The organism is Cupriavidus sp. CPT47-8839-RL05A (assembly GCF_058792255.1).
This window is the reverse complement of sequence record NZ_JBYTEG010000003.1, coordinates 71,183-95,589: the sequence shown is the minus strand read 5'-3', so window position 1 is coordinate 95,589 and position 24,407 is coordinate 71,183. Positions and strand designations below refer to the sequence as shown.

Annotated in this window: 20 protein-coding genes; 9 read left to right on the top strand and 11 right to left on the bottom strand. The window is 68.7% G+C overall.

Features of this window, described 5'->3' with window-relative positions; all coding sequences use genetic code 11:
* Window positions 1-1,247: 1,247 nt before the first annotated feature.
* Window positions 1,248-2,222 (bottom strand): LysR substrate-binding domain-containing protein, encoded by a 975-nt coding sequence (locus AC3WVS_RS04115; protein ID WP_439671370.1) that lies wholly within the window; start codon window positions 2,220-2,222, stop codon window positions 1,248-1,250.
* A gap of 81 nt (window positions 2,223-2,303) precedes the next feature.
* Between AC3WVS_RS04115 and AC3WVS_RS04110 the strand changes: the two genes are divergently transcribed.
* Window positions 2,304-3,581 carry an MFS transporter gene (locus AC3WVS_RS04110; protein WP_492317509.1) on the top strand — a complete coding sequence of 426 codons (1,278 nt, stop codon included), beginning with the start codon at window positions 2,304-2,306 and terminating at the stop codon, window positions 3,579-3,581.
* A gap of 65 nt (window positions 3,582-3,646) precedes the next feature.
* Here the strand turns inward: AC3WVS_RS04110 and AC3WVS_RS04105 are convergent, their stop codons facing one another.
* A complete protein-coding gene (locus tag AC3WVS_RS04105; RefSeq protein WP_492317508.1) occupies window positions 3,647-4,312 on the bottom strand; it encodes a methyltransferase family protein in 666 nt (221 codons plus the stop codon).
* Between the two features lie 76 nt (window positions 4,313-4,388).
* On the opposite strand from AC3WVS_RS04105, the gene AC3WVS_RS04100 reads away from it, so the two are divergent.
* Window positions 4,389-4,565, top strand: coding sequence for a hypothetical protein (locus tag AC3WVS_RS04100; protein ID WP_492317507.1), 177 nt, complete (start codon window positions 4,389-4,391; stop codon window positions 4,563-4,565).
* 7 nt (window positions 4,566-4,572) lie between these two features.
* On the opposite strand, the gene AC3WVS_RS04095 is transcribed toward AC3WVS_RS04100, so the two are convergent.
* From AC3WVS_RS04095 to hemL, 4 genes are all read right to left on the bottom strand, one after another.
* Window positions 4,573-5,076, bottom strand: coding sequence for a TPM domain-containing protein (locus AC3WVS_RS04095; protein WP_492317506.1), 504 nt, complete (start codon window positions 5,074-5,076; stop codon window positions 4,573-4,575).
* 20 nt (window positions 5,077-5,096) lie between these two features.
* Window positions 5,097-5,957, bottom strand: coding sequence for a TPM domain-containing protein (locus AC3WVS_RS04090; RefSeq protein ID WP_492317505.1), 861 nt, complete (start codon window positions 5,955-5,957; stop codon window positions 5,097-5,099).
* Between the two features lie 13 nt (window positions 5,958-5,970).
* The gene (locus AC3WVS_RS04085) at window positions 5,971-6,597 is read right to left on the bottom strand and encodes a LemA family protein (protein WP_492317504.1); all 627 of its coding nucleotides are present in this window, start codon (window positions 6,595-6,597) and stop codon (window positions 5,971-5,973) included.
* A gap of 100 nt (window positions 6,598-6,697) precedes the next feature.
* Window positions 6,698-7,990: a glutamate-1-semialdehyde 2,1-aminomutase gene (hemL, locus tag AC3WVS_RS04080; RefSeq protein ID WP_492317503.1), complete on the bottom strand. Its 1,293-nt coding sequence runs from the start codon at window positions 7,988-7,990 to the stop codon at window positions 6,698-6,700.
* A gap of 241 nt (window positions 7,991-8,231) precedes the next feature.
* Here hemL and AC3WVS_RS04075 point away from each other — a divergent pair, with 241 nt between their 5' ends.
* From AC3WVS_RS04075 to AC3WVS_RS04050, 6 genes are all read left to right on the top strand, one after another.
* Entirely contained in the window at window positions 8,232-8,402 is a 171-nt protein-coding gene (locus tag AC3WVS_RS04075; protein WP_010813017.1) for a rubredoxin, read from the top strand.
* Between the two features lie 329 nt (window positions 8,403-8,731).
* On the top strand, window positions 8,732-9,223 hold the full coding sequence (locus AC3WVS_RS04070) for a response regulator (RefSeq protein ID WP_492317502.1): 492 nt from the start codon (window positions 8,732-8,734) through the stop codon (window positions 9,221-9,223).
* A 43-nt stretch (window positions 9,224-9,266) separates the two neighbouring features.
* Window positions 9,267-9,638 carry a response regulator gene (locus tag AC3WVS_RS04065; protein ID WP_010813015.1) on the top strand — a complete coding sequence of 124 codons (372 nt, stop codon included), beginning with the start codon at window positions 9,267-9,269 and terminating at the stop codon, window positions 9,636-9,638.
* A gap of 55 nt (window positions 9,639-9,693) precedes the next feature.
* Window positions 9,694-10,254: a chemotaxis protein CheW gene (locus AC3WVS_RS04060; RefSeq protein ID WP_492317501.1), complete on the top strand. Its 561-nt coding sequence runs from the start codon at window positions 9,694-9,696 to the stop codon at window positions 10,252-10,254.
* 116 nt (window positions 10,255-10,370) lie between these two features.
* The gene (locus AC3WVS_RS04055; protein WP_492317500.1) at window positions 10,371-12,566 is read left to right on the top strand and encodes a methyl-accepting chemotaxis protein; all 2,196 of its coding nucleotides are present in this window, start codon (window positions 10,371-10,373) and stop codon (window positions 12,564-12,566) included.
* Window positions 12,567-12,711: 145 nt separating this feature from the next.
* On the top strand, window positions 12,712-18,555 hold the full coding sequence (locus AC3WVS_RS04050; protein ID WP_492317499.1) for a hybrid sensor histidine kinase/response regulator: 5,844 nt from the start codon (window positions 12,712-12,714) through the stop codon (window positions 18,553-18,555).
* Between the two features lie 140 nt (window positions 18,556-18,695).
* On the opposite strand, the gene AC3WVS_RS04045 is transcribed toward AC3WVS_RS04050, so the two are convergent.
* The 5 genes from AC3WVS_RS04045 to AC3WVS_RS04025 all read right to left on the bottom strand — a co-directional run bounded on the left by AC3WVS_RS04045 (window position 18,696) and on the right by AC3WVS_RS04025 (window position 23,614).
* Window positions 18,696-19,079: a hypothetical protein gene (locus AC3WVS_RS04045; RefSeq protein WP_492317686.1), complete on the bottom strand. Its 384-nt coding sequence runs from the start codon at window positions 19,077-19,079 to the stop codon at window positions 18,696-18,698.
* A gap of 655 nt (window positions 19,080-19,734) precedes the next feature.
* Window positions 19,735-21,042, bottom strand: a complete 1,308-nt coding sequence (locus AC3WVS_RS04040) for an MFS transporter (RefSeq protein ID WP_492317498.1) — start codon at window positions 21,040-21,042, stop codon at window positions 19,735-19,737.
* Between the two features lie 81 nt (window positions 21,043-21,123).
* Window positions 21,124-21,882, bottom strand: a complete 759-nt coding sequence (locus tag AC3WVS_RS04035) for an SDR family oxidoreductase (RefSeq protein ID WP_492317497.1) — start codon at window positions 21,880-21,882, stop codon at window positions 21,124-21,126.
* Between the two features lie 60 nt (window positions 21,883-21,942).
* On the bottom strand, window positions 21,943-22,185 hold the full coding sequence (locus AC3WVS_RS04030; RefSeq protein WP_010813008.1) for a hypothetical protein: 243 nt from the start codon (window positions 22,183-22,185) through the stop codon (window positions 21,943-21,945).
* Window positions 22,178-23,614, bottom strand: coding sequence for an aldehyde dehydrogenase family protein (locus AC3WVS_RS04025; protein ID WP_492317496.1), 1,437 nt, complete (start codon window positions 23,612-23,614; stop codon window positions 22,178-22,180). The genes AC3WVS_RS04030 and AC3WVS_RS04025 overlap by 8 nt, the downstream gene beginning before the upstream one ends.
* Before the next feature lie 193 nt (window positions 23,615-23,807).
* Between AC3WVS_RS04025 and ppa the strand changes: the two genes are divergently transcribed.
* A complete protein-coding gene (gene ppa / locus AC3WVS_RS04020; protein WP_035822416.1) occupies window positions 23,808-24,335 on the top strand; it encodes an inorganic diphosphatase in 528 nt (175 codons plus the stop codon).
* The last annotated feature ends 72 nt before the right edge of the window (window positions 24,336-24,407 follow it).

Sequence of the window (24,407 nt, the reverse complement as noted above, 5' to 3'; positions counted from 1 at the left end):
GGGTCACTGGCTTCGTTGGCTCTAAGGCTCGCGCCTGCCACAACATGTCAATGCCGCGGCCTGGCGCTCTCCCTAAAAGTTGCTGCCGGCGGCGCTGCGCTGCGCGGGCCGGTGGGCCCGTTTTCGCCGCCGCCGCGACCTCACCTCCCTGGTATCGGTCGCGGCGGCTGCCGCTTCGCATCGCCTGCATGGCAGGCTGTTGCTTCACCCCGTTTCTTGTCCGGATACGCCGGCTCGGCCGATGCGTCCGCTTGTTGTCTGCGTGCTGCCCCGTTTATCCGTGGCATGCCGCATAGTCCAGGTACCACGGGCCGCTTTTCGTCCGCTTGCGGCCCGTGTTCCTGAACGACCTCCGCTAATCTTGTCGACGACCCCTGCAACCTGGCCAGCCGATGCGGGCCAGTTCCTGCCGCGTGGCCCACGCTTACAGCGCCAGTCCGAATCCGCCCTGGGATGCGGGGTCGTCCTGAAACTGATCTTCGGCGAACGCGTGCCAGTGTGTTGCCGCTTCGGTTTCAGACATCCCCCTGTTCCGGGCTTCTGTTCGCGCGGACATATGTGCGACGAACGTGCCAGATATGGCTAATTCTTTGATAACAAAAGGAAAAAGAAATTTTCGGCTGGCTTTGAGCCGCTGCTGGCGATCAATAACGTTCCGCTTTTGATACATCCGGCGGGATTTTTATATTGCGGCGCAGCATTTGGTGGGCGGGCGATGAGACACAGGGATCACAGTGCCGGGCAAATGGGTGCCGGAAAACCTACTTTTCACCGGCAATGCCCATCCGAAGGAGGGAGAGCAAAATTTCAAACGGACAGGCGTCAGGGCTCGCATGCAGCACGCGAATGAAGCTGCCAGGTAGTTTCATTTCCGTTACAACGTTTTGAACTCTGTACCTCGGTAGCCACCCCGGCGTGCCGCGGTTGTCTTCAGCCTTTTGGCGCCGCGCACGCGGTTGCGGGCGCGGTTGGGTGGACGGAATCGACGCGTTGACAAGCGTTTGCACGATGCGGCGCCGGGCTGGCCCGGCCGTATCTCATCTCTTTGGATGGGGCGGGTAGATTTTTCACGGACGCTGGCACGGTGTGCCAACTGGTTGCATTCGTGAAACCCGGACGGCTCTGGCAAGGGCGCGGCACGCGCGTACGGCAGGCCATCGGAAGGCTTGCGGCATCCGCCAAGCCCTTGATTTCACTGGTCTAGACGAAAATGATTCGTATTGCCAACATCTGCGCCTCAAACAATTTCATGCATGAAACCGCTTGGCGGGCGTGTTGCCGTCGGCGCCAGGGTGGACGTGGCCGGCTTCCTGCCGGACCTGTTCCTCCAGCCAGGCATGGAACTGCTGGATGGCCTTCTCGCGCGGATTGCCTTCGCGCCAGGTGACCCAGTAATGGAGGCTGGACGGGATGCGGGTGGGCCCGATCTGCACCAGTTCGCCGCTGGCCAGGTAATCGTGCGCCAGCTGGGCGCGCGCAGTGGCTACGCCGAGCCCGGCGACGGCGGATTGCAGCATCAGGCCGGCATCCTGGAAGATCGGGCCGCGTTCGGGCTCGTCGCCTGGCAGGCCGGCGGCTTCGAGCCAGTCGCGCCAGGGGCGCAGCGCAAAGCGCAGCATCGGCATGCGCGGCACGTCGGCCAGCGTGAAGCCGGGGTAGCGCGCCAGCAGCGCCGGGCTGGCCACCGCGATCACATGGTCCTCGATCAGGTTGTGGCATTCAAAACCGGGCAGGTCGATGCGCTGGTGCCAGATGCCGACATCGACGCTGTACGGGTCGGGCGGCGTGATCTCCGCATGCAGCCGCAGGTGCAGGTCCAGCGACGGCACCTGGGCGTGCAGGCTGGGCAGGCGCCGGATCAGCCAGGCATTGGCCAGGTCGGCCATCACGCTGACCTGCAGCCGTGTTACCGGCGGCGCGGCGCTGTTGCCGGCCTCGCGCAGCGCGCTTTCGATGCTGTCGAGCGCGCCGCGCACCTGTTCCGCCAGCCGCGCGCCCACGCTGGTGGGGGTCATCTGGCTGCCGGTGCGCTGGAACAGCTTGGTGCCCAGGCTGGTCTCGAGCGCGCGGATATGGTGGCTGATGGCGCTGTGCGTCAGGGCCAGTTCCTCGGCCGCGCGCGAGAAGCTGCGGTGGCGCGTGGCAGCCTCGAGCGCACGCAGCGCTTGCAGCGGCGGCAGGTGGACGGGGCGTTGGGCGGGTTTGGCGGGGGATTTGGCCATGGCCGTCAAATTCTACTCACAATTGCCGCGGGTATCTTTCGTTGGCTTTGGTTTGCCGGAGGAACGACAATTCGGGCCATCATGACGACTACGACTTCAAACTTGTCCTCCGCGCCCTCGCAAGCGCGATTTGCCCCTGGTGCTGCTGCCGGCGCCCGCTGGCGCGTGCTGGCGGTATTCTCGCTGGGCTTCCTGGTGTCCTATCTGTTCCGCGGCGTCAACCTGGGCTTTGCGCCGCACCTGACGCGCGAGCTCGGGCTCAATGCCGGCGACCTGGGCCTGCTCACCAGCTTCTACTTCCTTGGCTTTGCCTGCGCCCAGTTGCCGGCGGGCATCCTGCTGGACCGCTACGGCCCGCGCCGCACCGAGGCCGTGATGCTGCTGGTGGCGGTGGCCGGTTCGATGGTGTTCGCGCTGGCGCCCGGCATGGCCGGGCTGGCCGCCGGCCGGCTGCTGATCGGGGTGGGCGTGTCGGTGTGCCTGGGCGCCACCATCCAGGCGCTGTCGATGTGGTTCCCGCTGTCACGCATGCCCTTGCTCAACGGCGTGGTGATGGCCATCGGCGGCCTGGGCGCGGTGCTGGTCGGCGCGCCGCTGTCGTGGCTGCTGTCACTGACTGACTGGCGCACGGTCAGCATGGGGCTGACCTGCATATCGCTGGCGATGGCGGTGCTGCTGTGGTTCGGCGTGCCCGACAAACCGCGCGCCGGCAAGGAAAGCCTGCGCGAACAACTGCGCGGCACGCGCCAGATCCTGTCCAGCGAACGTTTCTGGCGCGTGGTGCCGCTGACACTGCTCAACCAGGGCGTGTTCATGGCGGTGCAGACGCTATGGGTGGGTGCGTTCCTGCGCGACGTGCCCGGCTTCGATCCGGCCAGCAGCGCACAACTGGTCTCGGTGATCGGCTTCGCGATGATGGCCGGCTGCGTCGGCGCGGGCTGGGCCGCGCGCCACCTGGAGCGTATCGGCGTGAGCCTGTATGCCTTTGGCGGCACTGGCATGACGGCCTTTATCGTGGTCCAGCTGCTGCTGATGGCGCAGGTCCCGCTGCCGCCGGTGCTGCTGTGGGTGGCTTATGGCGTGTTCGGCTCCAGCGGCATCCTGACCTATGCGGTGCTGGCGCGCAGCTTTCCGGATGCGCTGATCGGAAGGGCTACCACGGCGCTGACGCTGACTGTGTTCCTGTCCACCTTTGCCTGCCAGATGGGTGTGGGGCTGGTGTTGGATCTGTGGCCCTCCACGGCCGGGCACTATCCTAAGGCTGCACACCTGACGGCGTGGGGCGGACTGGTGGCGCTGCAAATATTTGCGGCCGTGTGGTACCTGATGGGTGCGCGCCGCCCCCGCTCCCGACCTTAATCCCCTTCGCGTGATCGTCCCCCGGTTGGCGGCTTATCCCAATCCCATGGAAGGGTTCGGCACGCTCAGTAAACGCCTGGCAACGCGCGGAATCGTACTTTTTCGCGATACCGACAGTATTCGGGGTCGTCGGACAGTAGCTTTTCCTCGCGATTTATCCGTACAGCCTGCAGCGCGTACAGCCCGGCATAGACAAGCAAGTTCTGCAGCCCGAAGTTTGTGAGCAAGAAGCCGACGTCGGCGATGAGGTAGCCAAGGTAGATCGGATGTCGCACGAATCGATAAGCCCCGCTCGACACGATTCCGCGATTGGCAGGCAGTATTCCGAACGAGAACCGGAGCGAGATCTTTGCGTAGATTTGCCAGGTGATTCCTATGGCCTGGAGGCCAGCGCCAAGTAATTCCGGTACCAGGTGCTGCCCTGGCGCCAGCTGAATTGCGAGGAAATAGTATGTGGCGCCTAGCGAGCAGATGACGGTGACCGGATTCCAGTCTCGTCGCTTCGGAATCCGGACAAACAGGGACAGGCCAAGGGTCAGGCAGTTTGCCAACACGAGCAGCAGCAAGGTGATTCGCGTCGGGTCCGCGAGCCAGTGCCGGATTGCCGCGTACGCGAACGCTGCAAACATGATGGCGGTGGTACTTCTGAGACTAGCCTCCAAGAGGAATTCTCGAAGTTCTGTTCTGGGCGCAAGGCCCCCTTGGGCCTTGTCCGCTGGGCATTCTGGCATGGCTTCCCCTTGTTTTGGTGGAGTCTTGGCGCTCCGCCTCACTGGCTGTCGTGCAGCTGTTGGCCAAGCGTAGCCTGTGAACGCCAGACGTCATATCGGGCAAAAGTATGTTTCGCCAATGAAAACCGCTCATTGCCTGGTCGATGGCGCAGGCCAAGGGGAAGGCCAGATGGAAATCGACAACGAGCTTGCGGATCGCTATCTGGCCGTCACATCGTTCGCCATTGCGATTGGGCCAAACCTGGCGATATGAACAGCCCCTAGAGAAAAACCGGACGGTCGTCCAGCTCGTTCGGGTTGTGCCCGCCGTCGGAGGGGAAGTGCGTGGCCAGCAGTGCATGGATGCTCGCCACCGTGGCCAGCACCGGCCGTACCGACAGGTCCTGCCTGAGCCCCAGCACCAGTTCGTCGCACAGCTCGCGCCAGGTGGCGGGCCCCACGCAGGCGTCGATGCCGCGGTCGGCGAGCAGCTCGACCGCATGGTCGGCCAGGTTGATATAGAGCAGCACGCCGGTATGGTCCGCGGTGTTCCAGACCTCGAGCGCGCCAAACAGGAAGCGGGCGCGCTCGCGCGGCGTCACGCCGGCCCAGGCATCGCCCACCGGCAGGCTGGCTTCGATCACCACGCGGATCTCGCCGCGGTGGCTGGCTTCGCCGGCATGCACGGCTGCATGCAGCTGCTGCTGGGCTTCGGCCGGAAAGTGCTTGCGGGCTGCGCTGGCCGTGGTGGCGATATGGTGCAGGGCACGTCGGAGATTCGGCATTGTCTTCGTTCCTTGTGCTGTCACCAGTTGCCCGAGGCGCCGCCGCCGTCGAAGCCGCCGCCGCCCCCGCCACCAAAACCGCCGCCGCTGTCACCGCCCCCGCCAAATCCTCCGCCACCACCCCAGCCGCCGCGGCGGCCCCAGTCCTGCCCCATGGTGTAGCCGCCCAGTCCGCCGAGGCCGCCGGCGATCACGTCGCGCCCGCGCCGGGAGGTGACGATCTGCGGGCCGCGCCGGCGCAGGATGGCACTCAGGAAGAAGAACACGATGATCGCCAGCGGCAGCAGTGCCGGCAGCCACTCGGCCAGCGCGGACGATTGCTGCGCCTTGCGCTGCGGTGCCGCCAGGCCTTCCTTGTCGATGGTGGCCTGGATCGCCGAGATCCCCGCCGCCAGCCCGCCGTAGAAGTCGTTCTGGCGGAAGTGCGGGGCCATCACGTCCTGCAGGATGCGCTTGGACATGGCATCGGTCAGAGACCCTTGCACGCCGCGCCCGACCTCCAGCCGCATCTTGCGCAGCCCGGGCGGGTTGTCCTTGGCGATCAGCACGATCACGCCGTCGTCGATGCCCTTGCGCCCGGCGCGCCAGGCGTCGGCCACGCGGATGCTGTAGGCGTCGATCGGCTCGGGATCGGTGGTGGGCACCATCAGCACGAAGATCTGGCTGCCGCGTTGCTGCTCGTATTCCGCCAGTACGTTCTCGAGCGCGCCGCGCTGCTGTGGCGTCAGCGTGCCGGTCAGGTCGGTGACGCGCTGGGTCAGCGGCGGCACCGCGACGAAGCCGTCTGCCGCCAGCGCCGGGCCGGCCAGCAAGGCCGCCAGCCAGAGCAGGGCGGCCGCCAGCCAGGCGTGCCGCCAGGGCGAGCGCGGGGTTTGGCCCATGGTGTGGCGCGCCTCAGAACTTGACTGCGGGCGGCGTGGAGATGGCTTTCTCGTTGTCCACCGTGAACGACGGCTTGACCGGGTACTTGAAGATCATCGCCGTCAGGTTGGTCGGGAAGCTGCGCGCCAGCACGTTGTACTGCTGCACGGCGGCGATATAGCGCTGGCGGGCCACGGTGATGCGGTTCTCGGTGCCCTCGAGCTGCGACTGCAGGTCGCGGAACGAGGCGTCGGCCTTCAGTTGCGGGTAGTTCTCGGAAACCGCCAGCAGGCGCGACAGCGCGCCGGACAGCTCGCCCTGGGCCTGCTGGAAGCGCTTGAAGGCTTCGGGGTCGTTCAGGGTCTCGGGCGAGACCTGGATGCTGGTGGCGGCGGCGCGCGCCTTGGTCACGGCCTCGAGGGTTTCACGCTCGTGCGAGGCATAGCCCTTGACCGTGTTGACCAGGTTGGGGATCAGGTCGGCGCGGCGCTGGTACTGGTTGATGACTTCGCCCCAGGCGGCCTTGACCGCCTCGTCCTTGGCCTGGAAGTCGTTGTAGCCGCAGGCGGACAGCAGGCTGGCCATGAGCGCCAGCAGCAGCCAGCGCAAGACCGGCATCGGCGAGCTGCCGGGCAAGGAGGGGGACGAAGAAGCGCGCATCGGAGACTCCGCGGGTTGGACGAAAACCCAAGTGTAGCGCACCGCCCTTGTCGCCAGAGGTGCAGGCTGCGCACTGGTGCGCCGCCTGCCTGGCAAGGCCTCAGCCCGCCGCGAACGCCTTGCGCGCGGCCTCGAGCGTGGCCGCCAGGATGGCGTCGTCGTGCTGCGCCGAGACAAAGCCGGCCTCGAAGGCCGACGGCGCCAGGTAGACGCCGTGATCCAGCATGGCGTGGAAGAAGCGGTTGAAGCGCGCGGTGTCGCTCCTGGTCACTTCGGCGAAGCTGCCCGGCACGCCCTCGCGGAAGTAGATCCCGAACATGCCGCCGATAGCGTCCGCCGCGAACGGCACGCCCGCGGCCTTGGCGGCCTCGGCCAGGCCGTCGGCCAGCTTGCGGGTCTGGCTGGCCAGGCGGTCATAGAAGCCGGGTGCCTGGATCAGCTTGAGCGTGGCCAGGCCCGCGGCCACCGCCAGCGGGTTGCCCGACAGCGTGCCGGCCTGGTAGACGCCGCCCAGCGGCGCCAGCTTGGCCATGATGTCGCGGCGCCCGCCGAAGGCCGCCGCCGGCATGCCGCCGCCGATCACCTTGCCCAGGCAGGTCAGGTCGGGCCGGATGCCGTAGTGCGCCTGCGCGCCGCCCAGCGCCACGCGGAAGCCGGTCATGACCTCGTCCAGGATCAGCACTGCGCCGTCGCGGGTGCAAAGCTCGCGCATGGCCTTCAGGAAGGCATCGCTGGCGCGCACCAGGTTCATGTTGCCGGCCACCGGCTCGACGATCACCGCGGCGATCTCGCCGGCGTGCCTGGCGAAGGCCTGTTCCAGCTGCTCGACGTTGTTGTACTCCAGCACCATGGTGTGGCGCGTCACGTCGGCCGGTACGCCCGCAGACGACGGCGCGTTCTGGGTGGTGTCGGCAAAGGTCAGCAGGCCGGAGCCGGCCTTGACCAGCAGGCTGTCGGCGTGGCCGTGGTAGCAGCCTTCGAACTTGATGATCAGGTCGCGCCCGGTGAAGCCGCGCGCCAGCCGCAGTGCGCTCATGGTGGCTTCGGTGCCGGAGGAGACCAGCCGCACCTGCTCGATCGACGGCACCAGCTTGCAGATTTCCTCGGCCATGGTGATCTCGGCCTCGGTCGGGGCGCCGAACGAGAAGCTGTGCGCGGCGGTTTCCTGTACCGCACGCACCACTTCGGGGTGGGCGTGGCCCACGATCATCGGGCCCCAGGATCCGATGTAGTCGATATAGCGCTGCCCGTCGGCGTCCCACATATAGGCGCCTTCGGCACGCGTGATGAAGCGCGGCGTGCCGCCCACCGAGCGGAAGGCGCGCACGGGCGAATTGACGCCCCCGGGAATGGTCTGCTGGGCGCGGTCGAAGAGCTGCTGATTACGGGACATGGCGTTGAGGTGAGGACAAGGACTGCAGGGATCGTGTGCGGCGGCCCCGGGACTTATCGTTGACATGCGGCAAAAACAGCGGAAATTCGCTGCAATTGCCGGCCAATCAGGCGCTAACAGGGCGCTAACATGCGCGAACACGGCGGATCTGGCACGATTCTGGCGGCCGCCGGCTGGCGCCGGCGGCACGGTTTCGGTACCATCTGCGCTGGATTTTAATGGAGAGTGGCCAGAGCCTGTTATGGAATACAAGACTTGGATGTGCCTGATCTGCGGCTGGATCTACGATGAAGCCGCAGGCGCGCCGGAAGACGGCATCGCCCCCGGAACCCGGTGGGAAGACGTGCCGATCAACTGGACCTGCCCGGAATGCGGTGCGCGCAAGGAAGATTTCGAGATGGTCGCCATCTGAGGCGCCGTCCCCAGAAGAACAATAACCGGGCGCGCGTCGCGCCGATGCGACAGAACGCCGGCCGGCCGCGGCCGGCCCCGATTGACGGCCCCCCGGCGTCTTGTCACACTCTGTTGCAAAATGACTGCCCGTCCCTCTGCCGCTGGTGGGGAGGACGGTAGGCAGGTGCGGGTTCCACGCACCGCCACTGCCGGGCACAGCCCGGCCTTGGAAGGGAAACAAGAATTGTCGGGGGTCCGTCGGAGTGCGCATGGGTCGCGCTGCTCCGCACGGGTGTTCTCTAGTGCTTGCCGGCGCTCCGCAAGGGGCAGCTGGTCGCGGGAACAACAATGCGGGTCGCTCAAACAGAAGAATACCAGCGGGTCAATACCGCCGGCGCCCAGGGTCTGGCGCCTGGCGTTTCCATTCCGGACACCACGGCGCAGCCGCGCCGCAAGGTGCTGGTCATCGATGATTCCAGCACCATCCGCCGCACCGCGGAGATCTTCCTGTCGCAGGCGGGATACCAGGTGGTGCTGGCCGAAGACGGCTTCGAGGCGCTCGCCAAGGTGGGCGAGCTGCACCCGGACCTGGTCTTCTGCGACATCCTGATGCCCCGCCTGGACGGGTACCAGACCTGCTCCCTGATCAAGAAGAGTCCGCGCTTTCACGCCATCCCCGTGATCATGCTGTCCTCGCGCGACGGCGTGTTCGACCGCTCGCGCGGCCGCCTGGTCGGCGCGCACGACCATCTTGCCAAGCCTTTTACCCGCGAAGCGCTGCTGCACGCCGTGCAGGCCTGCCTGCCATGCCAGGCCGCGGGCCACGTGCTGCCTGCCTGAAGCGCATGCACGCGACGCCATGTACGAATCGAAGGAATACCTCATGACTGCCATCAACAAGATCCTGATCGTCGACGACTCCCCCACCGAAGCCCTGTTCATGTCCGACCTGCTCGGCAAGCGCGGCTTCAAGGTCTCGGTTGCCAGCAACAGCGACCAGGCCTTCGCGCGCCTGCAGGCCGAGAGCTTCGACCTGATCCTGATGGACGTGGTGATGCCCGGCCAGAACGGCTACCAGGCCACCCGCGCGATCAAGCGTGACGACCGCTTCAAGGACATCCCGGTGATCATGTGCACCAGCAAGGGCCTGGACACCGACCGCATCTGGGGCATGCGCCAGGGCGCGTCGGACTACATCGTCAAGCCCGTCGACGGCGAAGAGCTGCTGGGCAAGATCGCCGCGCTGGCGCACTGAGCTGCCAGCGCAGGCCGTACGGGAAGCCACTGCCACCTGTTCCGGGGACCGCCAGATGAACGCGCCACGCCAAGACCTCCGTGCCCGCCAGACCCGCCTGCAGGACTACCAGGCCATGCTGGCCCGGCGCCTGCGCGAGGCGCGCAGCCTGCCCGCGGCCGACAGCTACCTGGCGCTGCAGGTGGGCGCGCGCAACTGGCTGCTGCCGCTGGCCGATACCGGCGAAGTGCTCGACATGCGCCCGCCCAGCCCGGTGCCGCTGACGCAGCCGTGGTACAGCGGCCTGGTCAATGCGCGCGGCAGCCTGCTGGGCGTGATCGATTTCAGCCTGTTCTGCGGTGGCGCGCCAACGCCGCTGCAGCCCGGCAGCAAGATCGTGGTGCTGTCGCGCCAGGTGGAGCGCGCCTGCGCGATCCTGGCCACGCGCGTGGCGGGTTTGCGCCATGCCGCCGACCTGAGCCTGCCGCACGGCGATGCGGCGCCGCCACCGGCCGGCACGCCGGCATGGGAAGGGCAACGCTTTGCCGACCGCGACGGGCGTGACTGGCAGGTGCTGGACGTGCGCGCGCTGCTGGACGCGCCGGCCTTCCTGCAGGTGGGACGGGTTGCGGCCTGAGGCCTGGGGCCGGCCGCCGCGCCAATAACAAGAAACAAGAATGACGCGCAGGCCAGGGCCTGCCGCACCCGGCACGAGCCGCCGGGCATGACAACGATTAAATGGAAGAGGGTGCCATGGGTTTCAAGAAATTCAGCCTGGGCCGGCGCACGCCGGCAGCCGAAGCAGCCGCCGGCATGGCCTATGCCGGCGGCCCGGAACCCGCACCGGCCCCCCCATCCGCCGACGGCCTGGGCGCCACGCCAATGGAGCATGTCACGCGCTGGCTTGGACGCATGCCGTTCTCGTCGCAGCAGCGGCTGCTGACGGTGGGCGTGGTGGTGTCGCTGGTGGCGCTGCTTGGCTCGGTGTACCTGGACAACCGCATCGCCAACAACGCCGCCGCGCAGATCGAGATCGCCGGCGACATGCTGATGCACTCGCAGCGCCTGGGCAAGGCGGTGCCGGTGGCGCTGCTGGGCAATGCGCAGGCCTTCACCCAGCTGCGCCAGTCGAAAGACGCGCTGGCGGGCGACCTGAAGGCGCTGCAGCAAGGCAGCGACGAGAAGCGCGTGCGCGCCACCACCGGCGCGGCCGAACCGCTGCTCGAGACCGCGATGCAATCGTGGAAGCGCTCCGAGAAAAGCGCCGCCGACGTGCTGGCGCAGCAGCCCGTGCTGACCACCATCGGCCAGACGCTGCAGATCTTCAACGCTTCCAACCCCGAGCTGCTGGAATCCGCCGAACAGGTCGCGGCAATCAAGCTGCAGTCCGGCGCCAACGCGCGCGAGGTGGCGGCGTCCGCGCAGCTGGTGATGCTGACGCAGCGCCTGGGCAAGAACCTGAACGAGTTCCTGGCCGGCGAAGGCGTCAACCCTGAAACCGCATTCCTGCTGGGCAAGGACACCAACACCTTCCGCGAATCGCTGGACGGCCTGCTCAACGGCAGCGAGGCGCTGCGCCTGTCGGCGGCCGCCGATGAAGAGACGCGCGGCTACCTGCAGCAGTTGTCGCAGCGTTTTGAGGCGGTGCAGAAAACCACGCAGACCATCCTGCAGAACCTGCCCGGCCTGATTGCCGCCAAGCGCGCGCAGCAGCAGATCTTCAACGACAACGAGGCGCTGCGCGGCGAGCTCTCGGCGCTGCAGCGCGCCTACGCGCAGTCGGCGCGCGTGCGCCCGGTGACGCTGGGCGCGACCGTGGTGTCCGCGGCCATGACGCTGCTGTGCCTGGTAGGCCTGGCGGCGCTGTACCTGCGCGATTCACGCATGCGCGCGCTGGAAGCCGAGGCGCGCGAGCGCGAGGCCGAGTCCCGCCGCCTGGACGAAAAGCGCAACAACGACAACACCCAGAAGGCGATTCTGCAGCTGATGAACGAGCTGCAGGACATCGCCGACGGCGACCTGACGCGCCAGGCCACGGTGACCGAGGACATCACCGGCGCCATCGCCGACTCGGTCAACTACACCGTGGAAGAACTGCGCGAGCTGGTCGGCCGGGTGCAGCAGACCGCCGGCGAGGTGACGCAGGCCTCGGGGCAGGTGCAGTCCACCTCGACCCAGCTGGTGTCGACCACCGAAGAGCAGTCGCGCCAGATCCGCCAGACCGGCGAATCGGTGGTGGAGATGGCCGACCGCATCACGCAGGTGTCGCGCGGCGCGGCCGAGTCCGCCAACGTGGCGCGTGCCTCGCTGTCTGCCGCGGAGCAGGGCCAGCAGGCGGTGCAGAACGCCATCACCGGCATGAACGACATCCGCGAGCAGATCCAGGAAACCTCCAAGCGCATCAAGCGCCTGGGCGAGTCGTCGCAGGAGATCGGTGAAATCGTCGAGCTGATCTCGGACATTACCGAGCAGACCAACGTGCTGGCACTGAACGCCGCCATCCAGGCCGCGTCCGCGGGCGAGGCCGGGCGCGGCTTCTCGGTGGTGGCCGAAGAAGTGCAGCGGCTGGCCGAGCGTTCCGGCGAGGCCACCAAGCAGATCGGCGCGCTGATCCGCACCATCCAGACCGATACCCAGGACGCGGTGCACGCCATGGAGCGCAGCACCCAGGGCGTGGTGGAAGGGGCGCGGCTGTCCGACAATGCCGGCGCCGCGCTGGTCGAGATCGGGCGCGTGTCGCGCCAGCTGGCCGAGCTGATCGAGCAGATCTCGCAGTCCACCTCGCACGAGGCCGACCTGGCCACCACCGTGGCCCGCCATATCGAGCGCATCCTGCAGGTCACCGAGCAGACCACCACCGGCACGCGGCAGACCGCGCAGTCGGTGCGCCAGCTGACGCTGCTGACCGAAGAGCTGCGCAACTCCGTGTCGCGATTCAAGATCGCCTGAGTGGCCGGATGACGCCTGCGACCGCTTCCGCGCACCGCGGCCTTACCGGGCTTAGCGGCCACGCGCTCCATGCCAACTCCGCGCCTGCCGCCTGTTGCGGCAGGTTGCCCGCGGCCGCCCTCCGGGCGCCGCACTGGAAGCCGTCATGTCCCTGAATTTCCCTGTCCCGCGCGATGGCGCCGCAGCCGGCGCACCGGCTGAAGCCAGCGCCGTGCCCGAGCCGGCTCCGGCGCCGCCGTCCGCCAGCGCGCCAGCTGTTTCCGATCCAGGCGCCCCCGCGCGCGACCTGTCCGGCCTGGCGTGGCTTGCGCCGAGCCTGCGCAGCGCGCTCGAAGACGCCGCCGCCGAGCTTGGCCACTATGTCGACGAGGTCCGCCAGGCGCCCGAAGCGCTGGGCGCGCGCGACACCACCTCGCTGCGGCTGGCCGGCCAGCACCTGCACCAGGCCGCCGGCGCGGTGCATATCGTCGGGCTGCGCGGCACCGATCCGTATTGCCAGGCCCTGCGCCGCTTGCTCGAAGCCATCGACGCCGGCACCGTTGCCGCCGGCCCGGAGGCGCTGGCGGTATTCCGCGCCGGCGTGCAGGCATTGGCCGAGTATGTCGACGACCTGATGGCCGGCGACGATGAGACGCCGCTGCGCCTGTTCCAGCCCTATGCGGGCGTGCTGGCGCACCTGGGCGAAGAGCGCGTGCATCCGGCCGACCTGTGGCTCGATGAGCTGCAGATGCTGCCCGGCATGCTGCTGCCGGCAAAGGGCCCGGCGCCGGTCATGCGTGCGCGCCAGCAGTTTGAATCGGCCTTGCTCAAGGCATTGCGCCTGCCTGCGTCGTGCACCGACGCGGCGCTGCTGCGCGAAGCCTGGCTGCCGCTGTGCGCGGCGCTGGACGAGGTGCGCGCCAACGAGCAGGAGGCGCGCCGCGCGGCGGATCATCCGGACCGCGGGGTCTGGCATGTGCTGGCGCTGGTGTTCCGCGCGCTGGGCCTTGGCCTGTTGCCTTCGGACCTGCTGGCCAAGCGCTTTGCGGGCCGCGCCAACCTGCTGCTGCGCCAGTATCTGCAGGGCCATGTGCGCGTGCCGCAGGCGCTGCTCAACGATGCAGTGTTCCTGCTGGTCTGCACCGGCCTGGGCGGCGACCAGGACGACGATGGCGTGGCTGAGCCGCGTGCCGCATTGCGTGCCGATATTGCGCGCACGCTCGCGGCGTTCCGCCTCGATCCCGCGCACGCGCTTGCCAATGCGGACTTCCGCCAGCGCTATTACGGCTGGCTTGACCCGATCGACACGCGCAACCTGCAGCAGGCCGCCGCCGGGCTCGAGCACGCCGCCGCGGGCGAACCGGCCGGCTGGGAAACCGCGCTGGCCGCGCTGGCCGAAGCCGCGCAGCCGCTCGGGCAGCCGGCGCTGCAGCGCTGCCTGGCGCAGGTGGCCATGCACGGCGGGCAGCATCACCGCGGCGACGCGCTGGGCGCCGCCGGCATCGCGTTGTTCCTGGCGCGCGCGCTGGCGCTGCCGTGGCGCGTGCACGGGCAATCCGCCCATCCGGCGGCGGCGCGTTTTGCCGCGCAGTGCGAGGCGCTGGCGACATGCCTGGCCGATCCCGCCGCGAGCGCGCCCGCGTGGCTTGCGGGCATGGTCGACGAGGCGCGCGCCCAGGCGCTGCGCAGCGAGGCCGTGACGCAGCTGCGGGCGCAGCTGGACAGCGGCGAATCGTGGCTGGACAGCTTCGACCGCAACGCGGCCCGCGCCGAAGGCGCCGGCCACCTGCGCGATGCGTGCCAGGCCTTCGCCGCGCTTGGCGCCACGCTGGCGCAATTGCAGTCGTCCGCCGCGCTGCCTGCAGCGCTGGTGGACGATGCCGCGCAGGCCGCCGCCGCGGTGCAGTCCGTCAATGCGCGGCTGGCCGTTTCGGGCGAACTCGCCGATGCCAGTGCGCGCGCCGCGCTGCTGGGCGAGGTCGCAGCCGAGCTGGGCGCGGTCCATGCCTTTGCCGATGCGCTGGAATTCGGCCGCGTGCGGCGGGCCGATACGCTTGCCGAGGCCGGCGAGCCCGATGCGCCGCGCGCTGCGCAGCATCCGCTGGCCGCCGCGCGCGCCGCCGCGGCCGAGGCGATCCAGGCTGGCCCCGTTCCCGATGCGCCGCCAGTGCAGCGCCTGCGTGCCGCGCTGCAGGCGCTGGCCGACCAGGCCACCATCGACGACGATGCCGCGCTGCGCCGCCAGGCCGCCGAAGCCACCATGCAATGCAATGCCTGGTTGGCCGGCAGCGATGATGCGGCCGACAGGCTGGCACTGGCACTGGCCGAGCCGGCACGGGCTGCCGCACCCGCAGCCGCGCCGCCCGCGGCGCAAGGCCTGCCGGCTGACGGCGACAAGGCGGCGCTGGACGCCGAACTGCTCGGCATCTTCCTGAACGAAGCCGACGAGGTGCTGGGCGGTATCGCCGGCGACCTCGGCTCGGGCGTTGAGGCGCTGCACGATGCCGATACCCTCAGCCGCGTGCGGCGCGCCTTCCATACGCTCAAGGGCTCCAGCCGCATGGTCGGCCTGCATCGCTATGGCGAAGCGGCCTGGGCGGTCGAGCAGGTCATGAACCTGTGGATTGCCGAAGCGCGCGAGCCGGTGCCCGCGCTGCTGTCGCTGCTGCGCCGCGCGCATGCCGAACTGTCGGCGTGGGTGGCACAGCTGCATCGCGACGCGGCGACCTGGCACGACATCGCGCCGCTGGTGGCAGCCGCCTGCGCGGTGCGCGACCCGGGCGCCGCGCAGGCCGCGGATGAACTGCCAGTACTGCCCGGCGCGGCTGCGGAAGCGCCACCCGGGCCGGCCGCCCAGGCCGCCGGTCACACCGGCGTCGATGCCGTCGGGCACGGCGAAGACAATGTGATCCCGTTCCGCCTGTCCGGGGGGCTGTCGGACGAGGACGACCACTACAAGGTGATCGGGCCGGTGCGCATCGGCCTGGCGCTCTACAACGTCTACCTGCAGGAGGCCGACGACCTGCTGCGCCAGTTCGCCACCGACATCTCGGAATGGCGGCATGAAGGCCATCCGTGCCCGAGCGAGCTGGGGCTGCGCGTTGCCCACACGCTGCAGGGCAGTGCATCCACCGTCGGCCTGGAACCCGTGCGTGAGATCGCCGAGGCGCTCGAGGCCCTGCTGCTGCAGCTGGGCTCGCACCCGGTGGCGATGCACCCGGGCGACTTCCGCCTGCTGGAGCAGGCGGTCGAGCGCCTGCGCGGCATGCTGCACCAGTTTGCCGCGGGCGTCTGGCCGGATGCCGATGCCGGCCTGCGCCGCAGCCTGGTTGAGTTTGGCGAGCGCGCGCTGCTGCGTCCGCGCGTGGCGGTGCCCGCGCCGCAGGCGCCGGCCGAGCCGGATGGTTCGGTGGCGCAGCTGCTGGGCCAGTTGCCGCCCGCGCAGGAAGACCAGCCGGAGCCGCCGGCATTGCCCGGGCCGGAGGCCGCACAGCCGCCGGTCGTGCCGCATGACGCGGTGGTTATCGCGCTGCCGACCCCGCACCGGGCGCCCGCTGCGCCGGTAGCGGACGAGGGCGCCGCGCCGGATCCCGCGCTGGTCCAGATCTTCCTGGAAGAGGCACAAGGCACGCTGCCCGAGCTGGGCAAGCTGCTGCGCGGCTGGGAAGCCGCCCCGGAAGACTCGCGCCACGGCGGCCTGGTGCTGCGCGCGCTGCATACGCTCAAGGGCAGTGCGCGCATGGCGGGTGCCATGGCGCTGGGCCAGGCCGCGCATGAAATGGAGACGCTGCTCGACGCCAGCCTGCGCGGGCAGGGGCAGCAGGCCGTCGGGCCAAAGCTGTTCGAGCGGCTCTATGCCTGGTACGACCGCATCCTGGCGCATGTCGAGGCGCTGCCGACTGGCCGCCTGCTGCCCGCGGACGATCCGGACGTGGTCAACGGCCTGGCCGAGGTGCCCGAGCAAGCGCAGGCCGATGCGCCGCTGCCGCAGGCGGATACCGTCGTCGAGGCGGTGCCCGCCGCCAGCCTGCCCGCCATGCCGGGGCCGGCAGACGTGATGGTGGCGATGCCGCCGGCCGTGCCCGCCGAGCCGCAACGCGCGCTGGTGCGCGTGCAGGCGCGCGCGCTCGACACGCTGATCAACGAAGCCGGCGAAGTCGGCGCCACGCGCGCGCGCCTGGACAGCGAACTGGAGGCGATGCGCGCCTACCTGGGCGAACTGAACGACAACGTCGCGCGCCTGCGCGGGCAGTTGCGTGAAATCGAGATCCAGGCCGAATCGCAGATGGCGTCGCGCATTGCCGACGCGCAGCACAAGCAGGAATTCGACCCGCTCGAGTTCGACCGCTTCACGCGCTTCCAGGAGCTGACGCGGATGATGGCCGAGTCGGTCAACGACGTGGCCACCGTCGAGCAGAACCTGCAGCGCGGCTTTGACCGCGCCGCGGGCGACCTGGCGGCGCAGGCGCGCCTGACGCGCGGCTTGCAGCGCGGGCTGATGCAGGCGCGCATGGTGCAGTTCGACGCGCTGGCCGAGCGCCTCTATCGCGTGGCGCGCCAGGCCGCGGCCGAGACCGGCAAGGAAGTGCGCCTGCTGATCAAGGGCGGCACCGTGGAAATCGACCGCTCGGTGCTGGACCGCATGGCCGGCCCGATCGAGCACCTGATCCGCAACGCGGTGGTGCATGGCATCGAGGCAACCGCGCAGCGCCGCGCCGCGGGCAAGGCCGCCACCGGCGCGCTGACGCTGGAGGTGCAGCAGGAAGGCAACGAGGTGGTGCTGCATTTCGTCGATGACGGCGGCGGGCTGGACCTGGCGCGCATCCGCGCGCGCGCGGTCGAGCGCCGCCTGCTGGCGCCGGACGACGACGCCAGCGAAGCGCGCCTGACCGAGCTGATCTTTGCGCCGGGCTTCTCCACCGCCGACGCGGTGTCGGAGCTGGCCGGCCGCGGCGTGGGCATGGACGTGGTGCGCGCCGAGACCGTGGCGCTGGGCGGACGCATCACGCTGGAGTCTAAGCCCGGGCAGGGCACCACCTTCACCGTGCACCTGCCGCTGACCACGGCGATCACGCAGGTGCTGGTGATCTCGCTGGGCGCGCGGCGCTATGCCGTGCCCAGCGGCATGATCGACCAGGTCCAGCAGCTGCGCGCCCCGGCACTGCTGGACGCTTACAACCAGGGCCGCCTCACTGTGGCCGGCGCCGAGGTGCCGTTCTTCTACTTCGGCGCGCTGCTGGAGGAAGGCAACGCGGTCGCGGCCGGGCGCAAGTATTCGCCGGTGGTGCTGGTGCGCAGCGGCGCCGAGCGCGTGGCGGTGCATGTGGACGATGTGGTCGGCAACCGCGAAGTGGTGGTCAAGCATATCGGCCCGCACCTGGCACGCCTGGAAGGCATTGCCGGCGCGACCACGCTGGGCGATGGCGAGATCGTGCTGATCTACAACCCGGTGGTGCTGGCGCAGCGCTTGGTGCGCGAACGCGGCCAGCCGGTGCCGCAGGCCTTGCCGCAGACGCCTGCCGTGCAGGCGCGGATGGGCGCGGTCGCGGAACTGGCGGGCGACGGCACCACCGAGCCGGTGCGCGGCCTGGCGGTGCAGCCGACCGTGATGGTGGTGGATGACTCGCTGACCGTGCGCAAGGCCACCCAGCGCCTGCTGGGCCGCGCCGGCTACCAGGTGGTGCTGGCGCGCGACGGTGTGGATGCGCTCAAGCAACTGCAGGATGTCATGCCGGACGCGATGCTGGTCGACATCGAGATGCCGCACATGGACGGCTTCGACCTGACCCGCAACGTGCGCTCCGACGCGCGCACCGCGCATATGCCGCTGGTGATGATCACCTCGCGCACGGCCGACAAGCACCGCCGCTATGCCGAGGAGATCGGCGTCAACGTGTACCTGGGCAAGCCTTACAACGAGGATGAGCTGCTGGGCACGCTGCATCGGTTGCTGGGTGAGCGGGCGGCCGGTACGGCGGGGTCGGTGGGGCAGATGCTGGGGGACGGCTAGGCGGGCTGACGGTTTGCTCCCCTCTCCCGCAAGCGGGAGAGGGGAGCCTGCGGTTGGCATGCAACGGACAGCGGCTTACTCAAGGGCCTTTTTTCCTCCCTCCTCCACGGGCGCGCCACCCGGCGCGCCCTCCCAACTGACTACCAGCGCATCTGCGCGTTCTTGCCGCCGGTGCTTACCGTCGCGCTCTTGGTCCGGCCCTGGTAAGTCGCCCGCACGCTGTACGTGCCAGACGGCGCCTTCAGCAGGCAGCGCGGACCGTCGGCGACAAAGCTGGCGACTTCCTTGCCGCCGCGCATCAGCTTGACGTCAACGTCGGACAGGTACTCGCCGCGCGCGCCCTGCGTGAACAGCAGGCTCATGTTGTACTTGCGCGCTTCCGATTGCAGCGCGACCTGCTCGTCTTCGGCGACACCGCCGCAGATATAGGCGACCGAGCCGGCCGTACGCTGCACCATCGCATCACGCGGCGGCGGCGGGGGCGGCGTGGTCAGCGGCGGACGTGGCTGCGCGGGCGCTGCCATCGGCGGTGGCGCCGGTGCGGCCGGCGGCGGGACGGTGGGCGCGGGTGCCGGGGACGCCGTCGGCGGCGGTGCTGCCGTGGCAGGCGCCGCTATGCCCGGTGCGGGCTGTGTGGCAGGGGGCATGGTTTCTGCCGGCGGCGCGGCCGGCATCGTGACACCCGGGGTCGGCGCCATGGTGCTGCCCGGGGCAGCGGGCGCCGGGGCAGCGGGTGCCGGTGTGGCAGGCGCAGGGTTGGCGTCCACCACCGGCGCCTGCGCATGGCTGGCCGCCGGCACCAGGGCCAGCAGCGCGACCACGCCGGCGCTGAGCGCGATCACCAGGCGCTTGACGCGCGAGCGCCGTGCCAGGCGCGCTTCGACAAGTTCCAGCGAACGGGTAGGGGCAAACGGGGGCAGTTGCGGCATCGTGGCCTCCTTGGGCGAGCTTCGGAATCAGATGCCCCGGAGGACCCCGTGGGATCACTCCGGGTGTCTCCTTTCCATCCTAGGGCCCACGGATGGGCAACACTGCCGGGCTTGGTCCTACATCCGCGTCAGCCGACGGCGCATTGTGGCCCGCAAGCGGCGTGCGAGGGACTTTGCATGTGCCGCAAGCAAAACCGGCCCTTTTCCGCGTGAAAAAGGGCCGGCGCTCGCTTGTGGTGCTGGCAGTTGGCTACTTCCGGCTCACCAGCCGCTTGGGAACCGACAGCGTCAGCGCCGCGCCCACCACCAGGCAGGCGGCCAGCAGGTACATGCCCGAATCGGTGCTGTGGGTCAGGTCCTTGAGCCAGCCCACCGCATAGGGGCTGAGGAAGCCCGCAAGGTTGCCCAGCGAGTTGATCAGCGCGATGCCCGCGGCCGCGCCAGTGCCGGCCAGGAAGGAAGTCGGCAGGCTCCAGAACAGCGGCAGCGTGGTCAGGATGCCGATGGTGGCCAGCGTCAGCGCCACCATTGCCAGCGTGGTGTCGCTATGCCATTGCACCGACAGCAGCAGGCCCAGCGAACCGGCCAGCGCGGGCAGCGCGATATGCCAGCGGCGCTCGCCGCTGCGGTCTGCGCTGTAGGCCACCAGCACCATGCCGACCACTGCGCAGCCATAGGGAATGGCGGTCAGCAGGCCGATATCGAGCGCGCCCTTGACGCCGGTCTGCTTGATGATGGTCGGCAGCCAGAAGCTGACGCCGTACAGGCCCATCACGAAGCAGAAGTAGATCGCGCTCATCAGCCAGACGCGCGGGCTGGACATCACGGTGCGGATCGGCGGGTCTTCCTTGTGCGCATCCTCGCTGGCGATATTGCGCTCCAGCAGCGCCTTCTCTTCCGGCGACAGCCACTTGGCGTGGGCGATGCGGTCGTCCAGGTAGGCCAGCACCCACAGCCCCACCAGGATCGACGGAATGCCCTCGAGCAGGAACATCCACTGCCAGCCGGACCAGCCGTTGTGGCCGTGGAAGGACTGCATGATCCAGCCCGACAGCGGCCCGCCGATCACGCCTGCCAGCGCGACCGCAGTCATGAAGTAGGTGGTGGTGCGCCCGCGCCGGTTGGCCGGGTACCAGTAGGTCAGGTACAGGATGATGCCGGGGAAGAAGCCGGCCTCGGCAATGCCCAGCAGGAAGCGCAGCACGTAGAACATGGTCGGCGTGGTGACGAACATCATCGCCGCCGAGATCGCGCCCCAGGTGATCATGATGCGCGCGATCCAGATGCGCGCGCCCACCTTGTGCAGGATCACGTTGCTGGGCACTTCGAACAGGAAGTAGCCGATAAAGAAGATGCCGGCGCCCAAGCCATAGATGGTCTCGCTGAACTGGAGGTCGTTGAGCATCTGCAGCTTGGCAAAGCCCACGTTGACGCGGTCCAGGTAGGCCACCACGTAGCACAGCAAGAGGAAGGGCACCAGGCGCCAGCTGACCTTGCGGTAGGTGGCGTCTTCAAAGGCGGCGTCGCTGATGCCGGGGTTTACTGCGGTTGTTGTCATGCTGTCTCCTGAGGATATGGCGCTTCTGTGTGACGCGTTTACAGCTACGACTAAAGGGGAAGGCAGGTGGCCGGCACCGGCTCAGACGCAGCGGCCGCCGTCCACTTCGATGCAGGTGCCGGTGATAAAGGCAGCCTCGTCCGAGGCCAGGTACAGGCAGGCGTTGGCCACGTCCTGCGGGGTCGACATGCGGCCCATCGGGATGGTGGCAAGGAATCTGGCGCGGTTCTCGGGCGTATCGGGCATGCCCATGAATTCTTCGAGCAGGGCGGTGGCGCCGATCACCGGGTTGACGCAGTTGACGCGAATGTTGTCCTTGCCGAGTTCCGCGGCCATGGCCTTGCTGGCGGTGATCACCGCGCCCTTGCTGCCGTTGTACCAGACCAGGCCCGGGCGCGGCCGGATGCCGGCGGTGGAGGCGATATTGACGAACACGCCGCCGCCGCGCTGGCGGAAATGCGGGATAAAGGTGCGCGCCGACCAGTAGATGCTCTTGACGTTGACGGCGTAGACGCGGTCGAACTCCTCCTCGGTGACTTCGAGGATGGGCTTGTTGCGATGGGTCGTGCCGGCGTTGTTGACCACGATATGGACGTCGCCGAAGGTGGCCAGCGCGGCTTCGCGCATGGCCTCGGTGCCGGCTTCGCGCGAAACGTCGGCGCGCACCGCGCGGGCCCGGCCGCCGGCGTCGCGGATCGCGGCGGCGACGCGTTCGGCGGCTTCCTCGCGCAGGTCGGCGACCACCACGTTGGCGCCTTCGCGCGCAAAGGTGTGGGCAATGCCTTCGCCGAACCCGGAACCGCCGCCGGTGACGATCGCTACCTTGTTGGCCAGTCTCATGGCTTGTCTCCTGGTGTTGTGGTTATGTTCTGGTGATCCGTGCTGCGGGGTACTCAATGCCTAGTGCGAGAACGGCCCCCGCCCGCGCAGGGCATTGGCAACCATCATCAGTGCCAGCAGGAAGGGCAGTGCCACATACAGGCACCAGTGCACGCGGTCGCCGACGACGTCGCCCCACTTGCGCTTGAAGACCTGCAGCCGCGGCATGCCGGAAGGATTGGTGGCGCGCTTGTTCCGGACATGCCATGCCATCCAGAAAAAGAAGATGGCAAAGGCGACGGACAGGAAATTGATGTTACCCATGTTGGATGGCGATGGTTTTCAGGGTGGTGAATCCGTACAGGGCCTCGAAGCCCTTCTCGCGGCCGTAGCCGGACTGGCCGGTGCCGCCGAATGGCAGTTCAACGCCGCCGCCGGCACCGTAGTTGTTGATAAAGACCTGGCCCGCGCGCAGCTTGTGCGCCAGGCGCAGCTGGCGCCCGCCGTCGCGGGTCCAGACGCCGGCCACGAGCCCGTAGGGCGTGCCGTTGGCCAGTGCGATGGCCTCGGCCTCGGTGTCGAACGGCATCGCCGCCAGCAGCGGGCCGAACACTTCTTCCTGCGCCAGCCGGTGTGCGGGTGGCACGTCGCGGAACAGCATCGGCACCTGGTAGTAGCCGGCCTCGGGCGCCTCGGCCACGATCTGGCCTTGCGCCATCACGGCCACGCCGGCGTGCTGCGCATCCGAGACAAAGTCCCACACGCGCTGCTGCTGCTTGCGGCTGATCAGCGGCCCGCATTCCAGGTCGAGCTCGGACGGGCCCACGCGCAGCGACTCGAACACCGACGCCAGCCGGTCGAGCAGCGCGTCATAGACCGGCCGCTCCACCAGCAGGCGGCTGCCGGCCGAGCAGGTCTGGCCGGCATTCTGCACGATGCCGTTGACCACCACCGGCACCAGCGTATCCAGGTCGGCATCGGCAAAGACGATCTGCGGCGACTTGCCGCCCAGTTCCAGCGTGACCGGCACGTGGTTCTCGGCGGCCAGCTGGGCCACCTGCTTGCCGGTCTGGGGCGAGCCGGTGAACGAGATATGGTTGATGCCCGGGTGGCGCGCCAGCGCGGCGCCGGCTTCATGGCCGTAGCCGGTGATGATATTGAGCGCGCCTTCGGGCAGGCCGGCCTCGGCGGCGATCTCGGCCACGCGCAGCAGCGACAGGCAGGCGTCCTCGGCCGGCTTGACCACGCAGGCGTTGCCGGTGGCCAGCGCCGCGCCCACGCTGCGCCCGAAGATCTGCAGCGGGTAGTTCCACGGGATGATGTGGCCGGTCACGCCATGCGGCTCGCGCACGGTCAGCACGGTGTAGCCGGGGTTGTAGGGGATGGTCTGGCCGTGCAGCTTATCGACCGCGCCGGCGTAGAACTCGAAATAGCGGGCCACGGCGCGGGCATCGGCGCGCGCCTGGCGCAGCGGCTTGCCGGTGTCGCGGGCCTCGAGCGCGGCCAGTTCGTCCTCGTGCGCGATCAGCGCCACGGCGACGCGGTTGAGCAGGCGCACCCGCTCGGCCGGCGCCATCTGGCCCCAGGCGCCTTCGGCGGCCTGGCGCGCCGCATGGACGGCGACGTTGATATCGGTGGCGTTGCCGCGTGCGATCTCGGCGAACGGCTCGCCGTTGGACGGATCGAAGACCTTGATGCGCAGGCCGTTGTCGGGCGCGATCAGGCGGTTGGCGACGAAGTGCTGGGCGTGCATGGGTGGCTCCGGGGCGGCATGGGGGCAGCACGGGGGCTGCGCTATTCAGTGACGGCTGAAGAATGTGCCATTATCGCCGACAGCGGCCAGCGTGCAATGCGCCATGCCTGGCCCGCGTGTCAGCCTGCGGTCAGGCATGAGCCGCTATAATGCCCGCCATCCAACAACACACCGCAGGCATCTGGAGAACCGCATGAGCTTCAATCTCGTGTCCCCGGGCAAGGACATCCCCAACGATTTCAACGTCATCATCGAGATCTCGGCCCAGAGCGATCCGGTGAAGTACGAGGCAGACAAGGAAACCGGCCTGCTGTTCGTCGACCGCTTTATCGGCACCGGCATGCGCTATCCGGCCAACTATGGCTACATCCCGCAGACGCTGTCGGGCGACGGCGACCCGGTGGACGTGCTGGTGCTGTCGCCGTTCCCGATCCTGGCCGGTGCCGTGGTGCGCTGCCGTGCACTCGGCATGCTGAAGATGACCGATGAGGCAGGCGTGGATGCCAAGCTGGTGGCTGTTCCGGTGGACAAGCTGTCGCCGGCCACGGCCTACATGAAGGGCCTGTCGGACGTGCCGCAGAACCAGCTGGACCAGATCAAGCACTTCTTTGAGCACTACAAGGCACTGGAAGCCGGCAAGTGGGTCAAGGTCGAAGGCTGGGCTGGCATCGAGGAAGCCCACAAGGAAATCACCGACGGCGTGGCCAACTACAAGAAGTAAGCTGAACCGCCGCTGAAGAAGCCCCGCTCCGGCGGGGTTTTTTGTTGCCGCGCGCTTGATGCACGGCAGCAT